The organism is Marinibacterium sp. SX1, from assembly GCF_050389775.1.
Classification (GTDB): Bacteria; Pseudomonadota; Alphaproteobacteria; order Rhodobacterales; family Rhodobacteraceae; genus Marinibacterium.
Genome location: NZ_CP177144.1, coordinates 2,083,949 through 2,100,752 on the forward strand (window position 1 = coordinate 2,083,949; position 16,804 = coordinate 2,100,752).

Consider the following 16,804-nt stretch of genomic DNA (forward strand, 5'->3'; position numbering starts at 1 on the left):
GCGCGGGGCCCGGCCGTGGCGTCTGGACGGGGGCGGGCGGGCTGGCTAGCCTTGGCCGGTCGGAACGGGAGGAGCGGCATGGGACTGGATGGCAAGGTGGCCTGGATCACGGGCGGCGGCACGGGGATCGGTGCGGCCGGGGCAAGGGCGCTGGCGGAGGCCGGCGCGCGGGTGGTGGTCTCGGGCCGGCGGGCGGAGCCGCTCGAAGAGCTGGCGCGCGAGATCGGCGGAGAGGCGATCGCGCTGGACGTGGCGGATGCCGGGGCGGTGGATCGGGCGGTGGCGCAGATCGGGCCGGTCGACATCCTGGTGGCCAGCGCGGGCACAAACGTGCCGGCGCGCAGCATGGCCGAGGTGGAGACCGAGGGTTGGCAGCGGGTGGTCGATGTGAACCTGAACGGGGTGTTCCACGCGGCCCGGGCGGTGATGCCGGGCATGCGGGCGCGGGGCGGTGGCGTGCTGATGCTGGTGTCCAGCTGGGCCGGGCGCCATGCCACGCGGCTGACGGGGGCGGCGTATAATGCGTCGAAACATGCGGTGGTGGCGCTGAGCGAATCGATCAACACCGAGGAAGGGGCCAATGGCATCCGCTCGACGGCGATCCTGCCGGGCGAGGTGGCCACTGACATCCTGCAGACCCGGCCGGTGCCGCCGTCGCGCGAACAGATGGACCGCATGCTGCAGGCCGAGGACCTGGGCGCGACGATCCGGTTCGTGGCCGAGATGCCGCCGCGGGTCTGCCTGAACGAGATCCTGATATCGCCGACGTGGAACCGGTTTTACCTGGGGTTCGAGGAGCTGTGACCGTTTGGCCGGGCGCGGCTGTGTGCGTGGGTCGTGCGGGGGAGGCGCTGTAAGCGTGGGCTGGACTGGGAAAGAGCGTTGATATCAGGCCGGGGGGAGGCATTGCGGCCCTTTGGTCAAGCTGAGGAAAAGCCGTGATCGTGGGGCTGGGCTGGGTAAGAGCCGTGACCCTGGGACAGGTTGGGGGCAGCTGCGAACCTCGGCCGGCGGGCGCTGGCCGTCAGGGGTGGGCGAAGGAAAAGCCGTGGCCGCGCGCTGGGCGCGGGAGGGGCATTGAGGCACCGCCGGATGCGGGCAACGCCGGGTAAAGCGCCAAAGGGCCGGGCGCGGGGGCGCGCCCGGGGCGCGGTCAGGTCGTGGGAACCTGCATGATGATGCAGGTGGTCGAGCCGGTGGCATAAAGCCGGCCGTCCTCGACGCCGCGGATCTCGCCATGGGCAACGGCGGTCGAGCGGCCGGCGTGGTCGACCTCGGCCCAGCATTCCACCAGCGTGCCGGGGCGGATCGCCCGGGTGATATTCACCTTGTATTCCAACGTGGTATAGGCCTGGCCGACCTGCAGGCGGGTCATCACCGCGCAGCCCATCGCACTGTCGAGGATGGTGCCGTACCAGCCGCCATGCACCGTGCCCAGCGGGTTCATCACGTGAAATTCCGGCGTGCCGCGAAAGACCACCCGGCCGTCTGAGACGGAATGGCCGGAAAAGCCCAGGGTCACGGCAATGGGTGGCGGCGGGAAACGGCCGTCCATCATGCCCTGCATGAACTCCAGCCCCGACATCGAAGCGATCTGCGACAGCGGCAGCAGGTCGCCGGCATCGCGCGCCTCGGCGCGCGGAGTGTCAGGGGACGGGTCGGCGGATGTGGACCGGTCCGGCCGGTTGTCCGGGCCGGATCCGGCCTGTGTCGTCGTGGTCATCGCGCCCTCCCGTTTCGCGTCGCGGTGACGACGCTAGGGGAGGGCTGCGCGGGGGCCAAGCCTTACGCGACGTTCTCGAGCTGGGCCTTGGGCGTCACGCCCAGGGCATGGCAGACGTCGCGGGTCAGTTCCGGCCGGTTCATCGTGTAGAAATGCAGCTTGTCGACGCCGCCTTCGATCAGCTCGGAGCAAAGCTCGGTGCAGACGGCCGTGGCCAGCAGGTCCTGGCGGCCGTCGCGGGTGGCGGCGGTGAAGGCCTCGTCGAGCCATGTCGGCACCGAGGTGCCGCAGCGCCGGGCAAAGCCGCTGACGCCCTTCCAGTTCTCGATCGGCAGGATGCCCGGCACGATCGGCGCGTCGATCCCGGCCTTTTCGCAGGCATCGCGGAAGCGGAAGAAGGTCTCGGCCTCGAAGAAGAACTGGGTCAGGGCCTCGGTCGCGCCGGCGTCGAGCTTGGCCTTGAGCCAGTCGACATCGGCCTGCTGGTTGGGGGCCTCGGGATGGACCTCGGGATAGGCGCCGACACGGATGGTGAACGGCCCGGCCTCGGCCAGGGCGGCGATCAGCTCGCAGGAATTGGCAAAGCCGTCGGGATGGGGTTCGAACCCGGCCGCGCCCTTGGGCGGGTCGCCGCGCAGGGCGACGATGTCACGCACGCCGGCATCGGCAAAGCCCTGGGCGATGGCCAGGGTTTCGGCGCGGGTGGCATTGACGCAGGTGAGGTGGGCGGCGACGGTCAGGCCGGAATGCTTGTGCAGCGTGGCCACGGCATCGCGGGTCAGGTCGCGGGTGGTGCCGCCGGCGCCATAGGTCACCGACACGAAGCGGGGGCCCAGCGGGGCCAGCACCTGGACGGTGTCCCACAGGCGGAACGAGGCTTCGAGGTCGCGCGGCGGGAAGAATTCGAGAGAGATCTCGGGAATGGTCATGGGGAATCCTCTGGGTCTGGCCTATTGTCTAGACGAGGCCGGGAGGTGAAGCTAATTCATATTACTCAAGAACAAGATGAGGTTTGTCTAAAGTGCATCTGGAGTTTCGGCATCTGCGGACCATCAAGGCGATCCATGATTGCGGCGGTCTGGCCCGGGCGGCCGACCAGCTGAATATCACCCAAAGCGCGCTGAGCCACCAGATCAAGGGGCTGGAGGAACAGGCCGGGGTCGAGCTGTTCGTGCGGCGGTCCAAGCCGATGAAACTGTCGGCGGCGGGCATGCGCCTGTTGCGCCTGGCCGAACAGATCCTGCCGCAGGTCGAGGCGGCGACCGAGGAATTTGCCGCGCTGCGGGCGGGCAAGTCGGGGCGGATGCATATCGCCATCGAATGCCATGCCTGTTTCGAATGGCTGTTCCCGGTGCTGGAAGGCTTTCGCAAGGACTGGCCCGATATCGATGTCGACATCCGCCCGGGGCTGGCCTTTGATGCGCTGCCGGCCTTGCAGAAGGAAGAAGTCGACCTGGTGGTGTCGTCCGATCCCGAGGACCTGGCCGGGGTCGAGTTTCTCAAGCTCTTCGACTATGCCCCGGTCTTCGTGGCCTCGGCCCGCCATCCGCTGGCCCAGAAGCCGTTCATCGAGGCCGAGGATTTCCGGGGCCAGACGCTGATCACCTACCCGGTGGAGCGTTCGCGGCTCGACGTGTTCAGCCAGCTGCTGATCCCGGCCAAGGTCGAGCCGGCGGTGATCCGGCAGGTCGAGCTGACGGCGGTGATCCTGTTGCTGGTGGCGTCGAACCGGGGGGTGTCGGTGCTGCCTGACTGGGTGGTGCGCGAGGTCAAGTATTCGTCGGATTACGTCACCCGGCCGCTGACCGCGGACGGGCTGACACGCACGCTTTATGCGGCGGTGCGCAGCGACGATGTGGGCAAGCCCTTTGTCAAACGGCTGGTCGAGCTGGCCCGGACCGAGGCGGTCAAGCTGCAGACGGCCTGAGCGGCGGGCAGCATCGGGCGAGGGAGGCGCCCCAGAAAATGCGCATTTTCTGGGGCGGGGCAGGCGGTGGGGGCCGATACCGGGATGGGGCCCGATCTGATGGCGGCGGACCGGTCAGGAAACCTTGACGATCTGCTTGCCGGTATTGCCGCCCGTCAGCATGGCCATGAAGGCTGCGGGGGCGTTTTCCAGCCCTTCGGCCACGTCCTCGAGATAGCGGATCTCTCCGGCGCCGACCTTGGGCCCGACCTCGGCCACAAACTCGCCAAACCGGTCGTAATGGTTGAAGATGATGAACCCTTCGACATGCAGGAAATTGGTCAGCACCGACCGCCAGGCCGCGGCCAGTGGCATGTCGTCGTCCGAAGCACCATTGTACCAGGCGATCATGCCGCAGACCGGGATGCGCCCGAAGGGATTCATGTTTTCCAGCACGGCGGCCAGCACCTTGCCGCCGACATTCTCGTAATAGATGTCGATCCCGTCCGGGCAGGCCTCTTTCAGGGCGGCCGACAGGCTGGCGGCATCGCCGTGGGCGCGGTGGTCGATGCAGGCGTCAAAGCCGAAGGTCTCGGTGGCCAGGCGGCATTTCTCGGGCCCGCCGGCAATGCCCACGACGCGCAGGCCCTTGGCCTTGGCCAGCTGGCCGACCATCGAGCCGACCGGCCCGGTCGCCGCGGCGACAACCAGGGTTTCGCCGGGCTTGGGCTGGCCGATGGCATTGAACCCGTACCAGGCCGTGATGCCTGGCATGCCCAGCACGCCCAGGGCCGTGGTGATCGGCCCGTGGGCCGGATCGAGCTTGCGCAGCTGCTTGCCCGGCAGGCAGCCGTGATCGGCCCAGCCGAACATGCCCAGGGCCTTGTCGCCCGGGGCGAAATCGGGATGGCGCGAGGCGATGACCTCGCCGACGGCGCCGGCGGTCATGGTCTCGCCGATCTCGACCGGGGTGGCATAGGATTTCGACGCGCTCATCCGCCCGCGCATGTAGGGGTCAAGCGACATGTACTCGACGCGCACCAGCACCTCGCCGTCCTCCGGCTCGGGCAGGGCCACCTCTTCGAGGCGGAAATTCTCGGCGACGGGTGCGGCCTCGGGCCGGCTGGCCAGGACGATGCGGCGCATGGTATCGGTCATGGATCGGTCTCCCCTTTTGCGATCGGGCTCAAGGTGGGCCGGGCCGGGGCGATGTGCAAGCCCGTGACGCGGCGAAGCCACCCTTGGCAAGGCCCGGCCCGACGCGTATACGCCCGACCTGACCGGACAGGAGTTTCCCCCGATGATTGGCAGTGCGAACCTCAACATCATGATCAAGGCGGCGCGCAAGGCGGGCCGGTCGCTGGTCAAGGATTTCCGCGAGGTCGAGAACCTGCAGGTCTCGTCCAAGGGCGCGGGGGACTTCGTGTCCAAGGCCGATATCGCGGCCGAGACCATCCTGAAGGAAGAGCTGATGGAAGCCCGGCCGACCTATGGCTGGCTGGGCGAGGAAACCGGCGAGACCCCGGGCGAAGACCCCACCCGGCGCTGGATCGTCGATCCGCTGGACGGCACGACCAACTTCCTGCACGGCCTGCCGCACTGGGCGGTGTCGGTCGCGCTGGAACACAAGGGCCAGATCGTCGCCGGGGTGGTCTTTGACGCGGCCAAGGACGAGATGTTCTTTGCCGAGAAGGGCGCCGGGGCCTGGATGAACGAACAGCGCCTGCGGGTGTCGGGGCGGATCTCGATGATCGAGACGATCTATGCCACCGGCGTGCCCTTTGCGTCGTCGCCCAACCTGCCGGCCACGTTGCAGGACCTGGCCCGGCTGATGCCGGTCTGTGCCGGGGTGCGGCGCTGGGGGGCGGCCTCGCTCGACCTGGCTTATGTCGCGGCCGGCCGCTACGACGGCTACTGGGAACGCGGGCTGTCGCCCTGGGACATGGCCGCCGGGCTGGTCATCGTGCGCGAAGCCGGTGGCCTGGTCGAGGCGATCCGCCCCGAGGCCGACATCTTCGACAGCAAGGGCGTGATCTGCGGCAATGGCAATGTCTTCGGCAATTTCGCCAAGATCATCCGCAACGAAGGCTGACCTCCGGGCCGGGCTGACCGCCGGCCGGGGCTGACCGGGCGGCGCGGGGCGGGGCTGATGGCTTGACCTTGATGGCTTCCGGCGGGGCCTGACCCGCCACGGGCCGGTGCGCGCCCGGGCAATCCGGTCGCCCGGCGGGCCTCCAACCGGCCCGCATCATTCCGACAGATTTCCTGATGAGGGCCGGCCCGAATCTTTCCAAAAGGCGTCCGGCCATTGAATTGGCCCGTGCATGTCCGACGGGCTGCAGGGCTGATCACCTCGGCGTGCGCTTGTCCCGCAGGGTACCAGGGCATCGACCGACCAACACTCTTCCGACAGTTTGCCTGGCGATCACGCGGGGCCGCGCCTCTCCCGCAGGTTGCCGGGCCACCAACCGGCCCGCATCCTTCCCGACAGACAACCGGGCGATCACGCCCGCCCGAACCGCGCCTAACGCTGGCGCGGGACCTTGGGGATGCGCGTCGGAGACAGGCTGTAGCGGGCCTGGGGATGGGGCGGTGTGCCATGGGTGCGTGACCAGAACCCGACCCCGCCCCGGCGCAGCCAAAGCGGCAGGCACAGGGCAAAACCGATGACGAACCCCCCGGCATGGGCCCAATAGGCCACGCCTCCGGCCTGCGGATCGGCGCCCATCCCGCCAAAGAATTGCAGGGCGAACCACAGGCCCAGCATGGCCCAGGCGGGCACCGGGAAGATCTTGAAGAAGATCACCAGGATCACGAGGATATCCACCCGGGCACGCGGGAACAGCAGCAGGTAGCCGCCCATCACCCCGGCAATGGCCCCCGAGGCACCGACCGTCGGGATCGGCGATCCCGGGGCGGCCAGGACATGGATCAGCCCGGCGCCGATGCCGCTGGCCAGGTAGAAGCCGAGATAGCGCAGGTGGCCCATCTCGTCTTCGAGATTGTCGCCGAAGATCCACAGGAACAGCATGTTGCCGGCCAGGTGCATCAGTCCGCCATGCAGGAACATCGAGGTGAGCAGCGTGATCCAGCCGCTGCCCGTGGAGACTTCGGCTGGGATGATGGCCCAGGACATGAAGAAGTCCTGAACGGCGGCCGGCCCGGGCAGCATCGTGGTATAAAGCACGTAGATCACCACGTTGGCGAGGATCAGCCCCCAGGTGACATAGGGCGTGCGGCCGGACGGGTTGTGATCACGGATCGGAAACATGGCGCAAAGCTTGTGCCAAAGCCGGGCAAGGTCAAGGGCCTGCACGCCGGTATGCGGATGGTGAGGCCGGGGTGCGTGGCTGGCATGGCGCCTGGGTGTCGGGAGCGGCTGGGGTGTCGCCCGGGGGCGATGGTGGACGGGCTGCCATCTGGGTCGCAGGGGCGGTTGGGGGCGACGGCACGTCGGGCACGGATGGGGGATGCCTGCGAGGGGGGCACGGACGGGTGTTGCCCGCGTATCGGGTACGGATGGGTGTCGCCCGCGTGTCGGGTGCGGATGGGTGTCGCCCGCGTGTCGTGTGCGGATTGGGGTTGCACGCGTGGGGGCACGGCTGGGTGTTGCCCCCGTGTCGGGCAAGGATATGTGCTGCCCGCGTGTCGGGAATGGATGGGCGGTGCCCTTGCGACGGGCGTGGTGGTGCCATCCGGGTTTCGGAAGTGTCTGGGGGATCGCTCGGCCATGAGCGCAGAACGGATGTCGCCCGCCCATCGGTAACGGGCGGGTATCCCCCAGGGCGCGGCGGGAACAGGAACGCCCCCCGCATCGCCAACGCTCAAAGACCGACGCACACCCCGCACCCCAGGGTCGGGGTGCAGGGCGCAACGGTGGAGAGGTCAGGCCGCGCCGCCCAGCAGGGCGGCATTGCCCCCGGCGGCCGTGGTGTCGACGCAGACATGGCGTTCGGCCAGCACGTGGCCCGGCTCGGGCGCGCCGGTCAGCAGGGGCAGGATCGGCCCGTCGCGCCGGGCCAGGGCCTGGGCCAGCGGGCGGGCTGCCTCGGTCGGGCCCCAGAAGAGCGCGCCGCCGATCCCGGCCCGGGTGACCAGCGCCTCGGAATCCAGCCCGTCCGCCGCGATGGCCTGCCCGCCGGCGGCCTCGACGGCCGCTTTCTGCGCCGCCACAGCCTCGGCCCCCGGTCCGAGACAGAGGAAGGGCGGCCGGGGATGGCGGCTGAGCCGGTTGGATTCGCCGGTCGGCCCGGGCAGGGTCTCGGCCGGCGGGGGCGGCGTGCCTGCGGGCGCACCGGCGGGCAGGGGGGCCTTGAACCGGGCGATGTAGAACGGCCCGCCGGCCTTTGGCCCGGTGCCCGACAGGCCCTCGCCGCCGAAGGGCTGGCTGCCGACGATGGCGCCGATCTGGTTGCGGTTGACGTAGATGTTGCCGGCAGCCACCGCCTCGGTCACGTGCTGCACGCGGTCGTCGATGCGGGTCTGCAATCCGAAGGTCAGCCCGTAGCCCGTGGCATTGATCGCCTCGATCACCGCGTCGATCTCGCCGGCGCGGAACCGGGCCACGTGCAGCACCGGGCCAAAGATCTCGCGGTCCAGTGCCCCGATGCCGGGCACCGCGATGACGCAGGGCCCGACGAAATGGCCGCCATTGGGCACGGCGATGCGATGCAGCAGGCGGCCGTCCTTTTCGGTCAGAGCAACGTGGTCGAGGATGCCGGTGCGGGCCTGGGCGTCGATCACCGGGCCGAGGTCCGAGGACAGCGCCCAGGGATCGCCCGGACGCAGGGCATCCATCGCGCCGGTCAGCATGGCCAGGAAGGCATCGGCGATATCGTCCTGGACATAGAGGCAGCGCAGGGCCGAACACCGCTGGCCGGCGGATTGAAAGGCGCTTTCGACGATGGCCTGCACGGCCTGTTCGGGCAGGGCGGTGCTGTCGACGATCATCGCGTTCAGCCCGCCGGTCTCGGCGATCAGCGGCGCGCCGGGGGCCATGTGGCGGGCCATCGACGCACGGATCTTCAGCGCCGTGGCCGTCGACCCGGTAAAGGCCACGCCGTCGATCCGGTCGGTGGCACACAGCGCGGCGCCGACCTGGCCGTCGCCGGGCAGCAGCTGGAGCGCGGCGCGGGGCACGCCGGCCTCGTGCAGCAGCGCCACGGCCAGCCCGGCGATCAGCGGGGTCTGGCCGGCGGGCTTGGCGATCACCGCGTTGCCGGCGGCCAGGGCGGCGGCGATCTGGCCGGTGAAGATGGCCAGCGGAAAGTTCCACGGCGAGATGCACAGGAAGGTGCCGGCCGGCGGGCGCAGGTCATCGGCCCGGGCGGCGTAGTAGCGCAGGAAATCCACCGCTTCGCGCAGCTCGGCCACCCCGTCGGGCAGGGTCTTGCCGGCCTCGCGGGCCAGCAGGGCAAAGATCTCGCCGTAGCGCGCCTCGTAGAGATCGGCGGCCCGGCGCAGGATATCGCCCCGCGCCCCGGCCGGGTCGGCCCAGGGTGTAGCGGCGGCCAGGGCGGTGTCGATGTCAGCGGCGCTGGCCGGCCGGACCGTGCCCGTGGTCGTGCCGTCGGCGGGCGACAGGACGGGCCGGGCAGGATCGGGCGCGGCGGTGCCGGCGATCAGCGGGCCGGTCTCCCAGCGATGGGCGGCAAAGGGCGCGCGGGCGGCCTCGATGGCCTCCAGAGTCGGGCGATGGGCCAGGTCGAACCCCTGCGAGTTGCCCCGTTCAGGGGCAAAGAGCGCCGGCCCCCGGGCGATGGCCGGGGCCGGAGCCTCGAGCGCGGCAAAGGGATCGGCGGCCACCGTCTCGGGCGGCACGCTGTCATCGACAACCTGGTTGACGAAAGACGAATTGGCCCCGTTTTCCAGCAGCCGGCGCACCAGGTAGGCCAGCAGGTCGCGATGGGCGCCGACCGGAGCATAGATCCGGCAGCGGGTCTTGTGGCGGTCCATGACGATCGTGTGCAGCGTCTCGCCCATGCCGTGCAAACGCTGGAATTCATAGGTCCGGCCCTGGCCCATGTGCAGGATGGCCGCCACGGTATGGGCATTGTGGGTGGCAAATTGCGGATAGATCCGGTCGGTCATGTCCAGCAGCTTGCGGGCATTGGCGATGTAGGACACATCGGTCAGCGCCTTGCGCGTGAAGACCGGAAAGCCTTCCATCCCCTCGACCTGGGCGCGCTTGACCTCGGTGTCCCAATAGGCGCCCTTGACCAGCCGGACCATGATCCGCCGGTCGTGGCGCGTGGCCATGTCGTAAAGCGCGTCGATCGCCGCCCCGCAGCGCGGCCCATAGGCCTGGACGACCACCCCGAACCCGTCCCAGCCGGCCAGCGCCGGATCGGCCAGCACCGTTTCGATGACCTCCAGCGACAGCGACAGCCGGTCGGCCTCTTCGGCATCGACGTTCAGCCCCATCCGCGCGGCCTTGGCCAGCAGGGCCAGGGCCTTGAGCCGGGGCACCAGCTCTTCCATCACCCGGTCCCGCTGGGCCACCTCGTATCGCGGATGCAGGGCCGACAGCTTGACCGAGATCCCGGGGTTCTCGCGGATGTCCTTCGACCCGCAGGCGTCGGAAATCGCCCCGATGGCCCGCGAATAGCTCAGGTGATAGCGCGCGGCATCGGCCTCGGTCCGGGCGGCCTCGCCCAGCATGTCGTAGCTGTAGGTAAAGCCCTTGGCCTCCATCCCCGCGGCCCGTTTCATCGCCGAGGTGATGGTCTCGCCCAGGACAAACTGGCGGCCCATTTCCTTCATCGCCCGGCTGACCGCCGTGCGGATCACCGGCTCGCCCAGCCGGCGGATCGCCCCGCGCAGGTGGCTGGCCGGGCCCGGCGGCGTGTCGTCCAGCACCTTGCCCGTCAGCATCAGCGCCCAGGTCGAGGCATTGACCAGCGGCGAGGCCGAATGGCCCAGGTGGCGGCCCCAGTCCGACGGGGCGATCTTGTCCTCGATCAGCGCGTCGATGGTTTCGGCATCGGGCACGCGCAACAGGGCTTCGGCCAGGCACATCAGGGCCACGCCCTCGTCGGTCGACAGGCCGTATTCGGCCAAAAAGACTTCCATCAGCCCGGGGTTCGACGCACCCCGGATGGCGCGGACCAGGTCGGCCCCCGCGGCGCAGATCGCCGCGCGGTCCTCGGGGCCAAGCGCGGCCCGGTCGACCAGGGCTTCGGCCATCTGCGCTTCGTCGGCATAGGTTCCGGCGTCCAGCGCCAGGGCAGAGAAATGTGTCATGTTGCCTCTTCCGGGTGTTTCGCTCAGTATATCCCCGCCGGATCGGGCGGTTCTCCCGATTTGAGTGGCTTGGCAGGCAAAGAGACCGATTATGACGCAAAATGCCGATCAAATGGCCGGTTCCGATATGGACCGCTTCGACCGGGCGATCCTGAAGGCTCTGGGCGAAGACGGCCGGATGAGCGTGGCCGAGCTGTCGCGGCGCATCGGCCTGTCGAAATCGCCCACCCAGGCCCGGCTGAAACGGCTGGAGGCCGACGGCACCATCGCCGGTTACCGGGTGCTGGTCGATCCGATCCGCATGGGCTTGGATCACGTGGCCTTTGTCGAGGTGCGCATGACCGACACGCGCGAGGCCGCGCTGGCCGATTTCAACGCGGCGGTCACCCGGGTGCCCGAGATCGAACAGGCGCACATGATCGCGGGGAAGTTCGATTACCTGCTCAAGGTGCGCACGGGCTCGATGCGCGATTACCGCCGGGTGCTGGCCGAGGCCATATCGACCCTGCCGCACGTGGCCGGCACATCGACCTACGTGGCGATGGAAGCGGTCAAGGAGCCCGGCGGCACGGGCGTGGCCGAGAGCTGAGCGGCGCGATTGACAGCCGCGGGGGCGGTGACTACCACACGGGTCAGGCTTGGCCGGGCGCGCCCGGGCCGGGCCGTGCGGGCGTGGTGGAATGGTAGACACAAGCGACTTAAAATCGCTAGGGCCTGGCCCGTGCGGGTTCGAGTCCCGCCGCCCGCACCATGGCAAGGGCCCCGTGACGGGCCTGTCCTGCTTTTCCTTTTGAGTGCGCCCGTGGCGGGTGCTGTTGCGCCGGGGCAGGGCCGATCCGGCCCCGCCAAGGCACGTGTATCAGGCGCCGGCGTCGGTCAGGCGCATCATGTCCTCGTCGCTCAGCGACAGGGCTGCCGCCCGGGCAAAGCTTTCCACCTGCGCGACGCTTGTTGCGCTGGCGATGGGCGCGGTCACGCCCGGGCTGGCGATCAGCCAGGCCAGCGCCACTTCGGCCGGTTTCGCGCCATGGGCCCCGGCCACGTCTTCCAGCACGTCCAGCACGCGCATGCCCCGTTCGGTCAGGTACTTGCCCACCGCCCCGCCACGGGCACGGCCCTTGAGGTCGTCCTCGCTGCGGTACTTGCCCGACAGAAAACCCGAGGCCAGGCTGAAATAGGTCACCACCCCGATGCCCTTGTCGACACAGAGATCGCACAGCGGGCCTTCGAAGGCTGCCCGGTCCATCAGGTTGTATTCCGGCTGGATCACCTGGTAGGCGGGCAGGGCCTGGGCGGCCGAGGTGGCCAGGGCTTCGGCCAGCAGGTCGGCATCGTAGTTCGACGCGCCGATGGCGCGGATCTTGCCGGCCTTGAACAGGGTGTCATAGGCGCCCAGCGTGTCGGCGTGATCGGTCTGCGGGTCGGGCCAATGCGAGAAGTAGAGGTCGATGCTGTCGATCCCCAGCCGTTGCAGCGACCGGTCGGCGGCCTTGAGGATCCAGTCGGAGGACAGGCCCTTTTCGCCCGGCCCGCCCATGTCGGACCCGACCTTGGTAAACAGCTTGACCCGGTCGCGCAGGCCCGGCCGGGCGGCGAACCAGCGGCCCAGCACAGTCTCCGATTCCCCGCCCGCATGGCCATCGACCCAGGCCGAGTAGACATCGGCCGTGTCGATGGCATCGAAGCCGTGGTCGACGAAGGCGTCGAGGATGCGAAAGCTGGTGGCCTCGTCCGCCGTCCAGCCCAGCACGTTGCCGCCAAAGACGATGGGGGCGATGTCCATTCCCGTGGATCCGAGCGTTTTCCTGTCCATCAGGCAATTCCCTTGCGTTGCGGCGGCAGGGGTGCCGCCGGGTCAAGACATAGCCTACCGGGCCGGGAATGAACCGGGAAAATCGCGCGAAGGTGAGAGGCGGAGGCCGGAAAACCGGCGGGCCTGCGGGAATTGCAGGCGCTGTGGCGGGCGGCCCGGCCGGGGCCGCCCGCCCGTGGATCAGCTGCGGGTGCCGGCGAAGCGGGTCTGCCAGTCTTCGCGCTGTTCGTCGGTGATCTTGGCAAAGAGCACGTCCGGCACGGTAAAGGCATGGCCTGCGGGCAGGGTGTTCAGCGCGGCGGCCACATCGTCGGGCCAGCTGTCGTCGGTGGTGCCCATCGCGTCCAGCATCTTGGCCGAGGTGTCCGGGATGAAGGGCGCCGAGAGCACCGCGTAGAGCCGGATCAGGTTCAGCGCCAGCCGGATCTGAGCCGCCGCCCGCTCGGGATCTTCCTTGAAGACCGACCAGGGGGCCGCCGATTGCAGGTATTCGTTGCCCGCCACCCAGATCGCCCGCAGCTCGGTCGCGGCCTTGCGGACCTCGATCGCGTCCATGTGGCCCTCGTAGGCGCGGATGCGGGTGGTCAGGTCGGCGATCAGCGCCTCTTCCTGTTTGCCCAGGGTGCCGCCGTCGGGGACGACCTCGCCGAATTTCGAGCGGCAGAATTTCGTCACCCGGCTGACCAGGTTGCCCAGCACGTCGGCCAGGTCCTTGTTCACGCCGGACTGGAAGCCCTCCCAGGTGAATTCGCTGTCCGAGCTTTCGGGGGCATGGGACAAAAGCCACCAGCGCCAGTAATCCGCCGGAAGGATCTCCAAAGCCTGATCCATGAAGACACCGCGCCCGCGCGAGGTCGAGAACTGGCCGCCGTCGTAGTTCAGGTAGTTGAACGACTTGATGAAATCGACAAGCTTCCAGGGCTCGCCGGAGCCGAGGATCGTGGCGGGGAAGCCCAGCGTGTGGAAGGGCACGTTATCCTTGCCCATGAACTGGGTATAGGTCACGTCACTCGCGCCCTTGTCGGTGCGCCACCAGCGTTCCCAGTCGGTGCCTTTGCCGGCCTCGACCCATTCCTGCGCGCAGGCGATGTATTCGATGGGCGCGTCGAACCAGACATAGAAGACCTTGCCCTCCATCCCCGGCCAGGGTTGATCGCCCTTTTTCACCGGCACGCCCCAGTCGAGGTCGCGGGTGATGCCGCGGTCCTGCAGCCCGTCGCCGTCGTTCAGCCATTTCTTGGCGATCGAGGTGGTCAGCACGGGCCAGTCGGTCTTGCTGTCGATCCACGCCTCGAGCTGGTCCTTCATCGCGGATTGCCGCAGGTAGAGGTGCTTGGTCTCGCGCATTTCCAGGTCGGTGGCGCCCGAGATCGTCGAATGCGGGTTGATCAGGTCGACCGGGTCGAGCTGCTTGGTGCAATTGTCGCATTGATCGCCCCGGGCGCTGTCGAAGCCGCAATTGGGGCAGGTGCCCTCGATATAGCGGTCGGGCAGGAAGCGGCCGTCGGTGGGCGAATACATCTGCGTCTCGGAGACTTCCGCGATCAGGCCGTTGTCGGCCAGGACGCCTGCGAAATGCTGGGTCAGCTTGCGGTTCTGGTCCGAGGAGGACCGCCCGAAATGGTCGAAGCTCAGCCGGAAGCCCTCGGCGATCTTCGACTGCACCTCGTGCATCTCGGCGCAATATTCGGCCACCGGCTGGCCGGCCTTGGCGGCGGCCAGTTCGGCGGGCGTGCCGTGTTCGTCGGTGGCGCAGAGGAACATGACCTCGTTGCCCCGGCCGCGCTGGTAGCGGGCGAAAAGGTCGGCGGGCAGCTGCGAGCCCACCAGGTTGCCCAGGTGCTTGATCCCGTTGATGTAGGGGATCGCCGAGGTGATGAGATGCCGGGTCATGGGCCTTGGTCTCCGTCTGCGTCGGCGGCGTCTTTAACAGCCAGCGCGGGCCGGGGCCAGATGGTATGGGGCCGATGGTCCGGGCGGGGCTCCGATGCGACGCGGCGGCGCGTGTGGAGGAGGCCGGGCAGCCCCGACGCTCCCGCCCGCCCACCCCGCGCCGGGGCTGCCCGGGCGGCACCGGCGGCGCGGGGATCAGTCGTCTTCGCGGGCGCGGCCGGTCAGCCGGCCGATGACGAAGGACGTGCGCGGGGCCCAGACATAGCTGGTGCGGGCCGAGGGCGAAGGCCGGGCGGCCATGCGTACCAGGCCGAAGATCACCAGCCCGGCATGGGCCACGGCGATCATGACAAAGAGCGCATAGGGCCCGAAGCCTTCGATCAGCAGCGAGCTGAGATAGGGCGCGGCGATGGCCCCCACGGCATAGAAGAACATCAGCGCGGCCGAGAGTTCGACCCGTTCATGGCTGTCGGCGAAATCATGGGCATGGGCCGAGGCGATGGAATAGATCGGAAAGGACGTCATGCCGAAGATGAAGGCATTGGCCAGCACGACGCCCACGCCCAGGCCCTGGGTGGCGATGGTCAGGCCCGACGACAGGATCGCCGCGGCCGAAAGCCAGATCAGCACCCAGCGCCGGTCGAACTTGTCGGCCAGCCAGCCCACGGGGAACTGCACCAGCGCGCCGCCCAGGACGAAACAGGCCAGGAACCAGGCGGTCTGGCCGGCGGTCAGACCGACTTCCTGGCCGAAGACCGCGCCGACCATGCGGAACGAGGCGGCCGACAGGGCGGCCACGATGACTCCGGCGGCGGCCAGGGGCGAGCGGGTGACGGCCAGCATCGGGCGCAGGCGCGGGGCGGCGGGGGTTTCCGGCTGGGCGACCTTGGTCAGGGTCAGGGGCAGCAGGGCCGCGCAGCAGATCATGGCCAGCAGGTTGTAGGACACGTAGGAGGCCGGTTCGAGCACGCCGATGACCAGCTGGGCCAGCAGCGCGCCGGTCATGTCGACGACCCGGTAGCTGCCCATGGTCCGGGCGCGGATGTCGTTGGTGACCTTGGATTGCAGCCAGGCCTCGACGATCGTGTAGCACCCGGCCACGCAGAGGCCCGACATCAGGCGCATGATGGCCCAGGCCGTCGGGCTGACGATCATCATGTGGCCCAGCATGCCGATGGCCCCGGCGGCGGTAAAGGCGGCAAAGGCCCGCGAATGGCCGACATCGCCCATCAGGCGCGGGGCCCACCAGCAGCCGACGAAGAAGCCCACGAAATGGGCCGAGCCCAGGAGGCCGATCTCGCCGGTGGTAAAGCCCAGGGTCAGGCCCGACAGGGCATCCAGCGGGCCAAGGCCGCCCGAGGACAATTGCAGAAGCAGGACGGAGAGGAACAGGGCGGCAAAGGAAATCATCAGGCGCATGGGGCCAGCCATACGCCCGGGGTCGTGCGGCGCGCGAGTGTTTTCGACCTTCGCGCGTCGTTTTCATGCCATGCGGCGGATCATGCCGCTCGAGGGCGCCACGGCCCTCCGGCCCGCGCCGGTTCGGGCGTGTGGCACCGGGCCGGCGCCGCGGGCCGGGCGGGTCAGACCGCGCGCAGCGGGGCGTCGACCTTGATCGCGATGCGGTCGCCGACCAGGCCGGGATAGCCCGTGGCGCCAAAGGCCTTGCGGCTGATCTCGCCGGTCAGGCGCATCGTGGCGGCATCGGGCAGGTAGCGGGGCAGGCCGGGCGTGCGCACCATGCGGGCGGTCAGGCTGATCGGCCGGGTCACGCCGCGCATGGTCAGGTTGCCCAGCACCAGGGCGTCGCCGGTCTCCAGCCCGTCCAGCCCGGTGCGGATGTCGGTGGCGACAAAGCGCAGCTCGGGGTGGTTGGCCGTGTCGAGCATGTCGGCCCGGGCCAGGGCGGTGTCGGCAAAGTTCAGGCCGATCCGCGCGGCCGAGGCATCCATGGCCACGTCGATCCGGGCGGCGCCCAGGTTGGTGGGATCGATGGCGGCTTCGGCCCGGGTCACGGGCATGGCCGCGCGCAGGGGCGTGCCGTCGAGCAGGTAGGTGAACCCGACGCGCGGCCCCTCGGCGTCCAGCGCGTAGAGACGCGCGCCGCCGGCCGCCGCGAGGGACGGGGCAGCCGTCAGGCCGGCCAGCAGGGCCAGGGCGGTACGGCGGGTGGGGCCTTGGACGGGGCGTGCATTGTTCGAGATCATCAGAGCAACCTTTCTGCATG

General features: G+C 69.2%; 13 protein-coding genes and 1 tRNA gene. 5 read left to right on the top strand and 9 right to left on the bottom strand.

Annotation, left to right across the window (positions count from 1 at the left end):
* Nucleotides 1–78: 78 nt before the first annotated feature.
* Nucleotides 79–804, top strand: a complete 726-nt coding sequence (locus ACK3BB_RS09215; RefSeq protein WP_428928424.1) for an SDR family oxidoreductase — start codon at nt 79–81, stop codon at nt 802–804.
* Nucleotides 805–1,153: 349 nt separating this feature from the next.
* Here ACK3BB_RS09215 and ACK3BB_RS09220 read toward each other — a convergent pair whose 3' ends face one another.
* A complete protein-coding gene (locus tag ACK3BB_RS09220; protein ID WP_428928707.1) occupies nt 1,154–1,585 on the bottom strand; it encodes a PaaI family thioesterase in 432 nt (143 codons plus the stop codon).
* 200 nt (nt 1,586–1,785) lie between these two features.
* Nucleotides 1,786–2,652 (bottom strand): methylenetetrahydrofolate reductase [NAD(P)H], encoded by an 867-nt coding sequence (gene metF / locus ACK3BB_RS09225; RefSeq protein ID WP_428928425.1) that lies wholly within the window; start codon nt 2,650–2,652, stop codon nt 1,786–1,788.
* Nucleotides 2,653–2,744: 92 nt separating this feature from the next.
* Here metF and ACK3BB_RS09230 point away from each other — a divergent pair, with 92 nt between their 5' ends.
* On the top strand, nt 2,745–3,650 hold the full coding sequence (locus ACK3BB_RS09230) for a LysR family transcriptional regulator (protein ID WP_428928426.1): 906 nt from the start codon (nt 2,745–2,747) through the stop codon (nt 3,648–3,650).
* 114 nt (nt 3,651–3,764) lie between these two features.
* Here ACK3BB_RS09230 and ACK3BB_RS09235 read toward each other — a convergent pair whose 3' ends face one another.
* Complete coding sequence (locus ACK3BB_RS09235) at nt 3,765–4,787, bottom strand: NADP-dependent oxidoreductase (RefSeq protein WP_428928427.1); 1,023 nt, start codon at nt 4,785–4,787, stop codon at nt 3,765–3,767.
* Between the two features lie 142 nt (nt 4,788–4,929).
* Here ACK3BB_RS09235 and ACK3BB_RS09240 point away from each other — a divergent pair, with 142 nt between their 5' ends.
* Entirely contained in the window at nt 4,930–5,721 is a 792-nt protein-coding gene (locus tag ACK3BB_RS09240; RefSeq protein ID WP_428928428.1) for an inositol monophosphatase family protein, read from the top strand.
* A 432-nt stretch (nt 5,722–6,153) separates the two neighbouring features.
* On the opposite strand, the gene ACK3BB_RS09245 is transcribed toward ACK3BB_RS09240, so the two are convergent.
* Together ACK3BB_RS09245 and putA are read right to left on the bottom strand one after the other, a co-directional pair.
* Complete coding sequence (locus ACK3BB_RS09245) at nt 6,154–6,900, bottom strand: rhomboid family intramembrane serine protease (RefSeq protein WP_428928429.1); 747 nt, start codon at nt 6,898–6,900, stop codon at nt 6,154–6,156.
* Nucleotides 6,901–7,514: 614 nt separating this feature from the next.
* On the bottom strand, nt 7,515–10,871 hold the full coding sequence (putA, locus tag ACK3BB_RS09250) for a bifunctional proline dehydrogenase/L-glutamate gamma-semialdehyde dehydrogenase PutA (protein WP_428928430.1): 3,357 nt from the start codon (nt 10,869–10,871) through the stop codon (nt 7,515–7,517).
* A 112-nt stretch (nt 10,872–10,983) separates the two neighbouring features.
* Between putA and ACK3BB_RS09255 the strand changes: the two genes are divergently transcribed.
* Both ACK3BB_RS09255 and ACK3BB_RS09260 read left to right on the top strand, forming a co-directional pair.
* Nucleotides 10,984–11,460, top strand: a complete 477-nt coding sequence (locus ACK3BB_RS09255) for an Lrp/AsnC family transcriptional regulator (protein ID WP_428928431.1) — start codon at nt 10,984–10,986, stop codon at nt 11,458–11,460.
* Between the two features lie 77 nt (nt 11,461–11,537).
* Nucleotides 11,538–11,622, top strand: a tRNA-Leu gene (locus ACK3BB_RS09260).
* Between the two features lie 108 nt (nt 11,623–11,730).
* On the opposite strand, the gene ACK3BB_RS09265 is transcribed toward ACK3BB_RS09260, so the two are convergent.
* The 4 genes from ACK3BB_RS09265 to ACK3BB_RS09280 all read right to left on the bottom strand — a co-directional run bounded on the left by ACK3BB_RS09265 (nt 11,731) and on the right by ACK3BB_RS09280 (nt 16,784).
* Complete coding sequence (locus ACK3BB_RS09265; RefSeq protein WP_428928432.1) at nt 11,731–12,654, bottom strand: aldo/keto reductase; 924 nt, start codon at nt 12,652–12,654, stop codon at nt 11,731–11,733.
* A gap of 210 nt (nt 12,655–12,864) precedes the next feature.
* On the bottom strand, nt 12,865–14,577 hold the full coding sequence (gene metG / locus ACK3BB_RS09270; RefSeq protein ID WP_428928433.1) for a methionine--tRNA ligase: 1,713 nt from the start codon (nt 14,575–14,577) through the stop codon (nt 12,865–12,867).
* 195 nt (nt 14,578–14,772) lie between these two features.
* Complete coding sequence (locus ACK3BB_RS09275; protein WP_428928434.1) at nt 14,773–15,996, bottom strand: MFS transporter; 1,224 nt, start codon at nt 15,994–15,996, stop codon at nt 14,773–14,775.
* Between the two features lie 164 nt (nt 15,997–16,160).
* Nucleotides 16,161–16,784, bottom strand: coding sequence for a YceI family protein (locus ACK3BB_RS09280; RefSeq protein ID WP_428928435.1), 624 nt, complete (start codon nt 16,782–16,784; stop codon nt 16,161–16,163).
* Between the last annotated feature and the right edge of the window lie 20 nt (nt 16,785–16,804).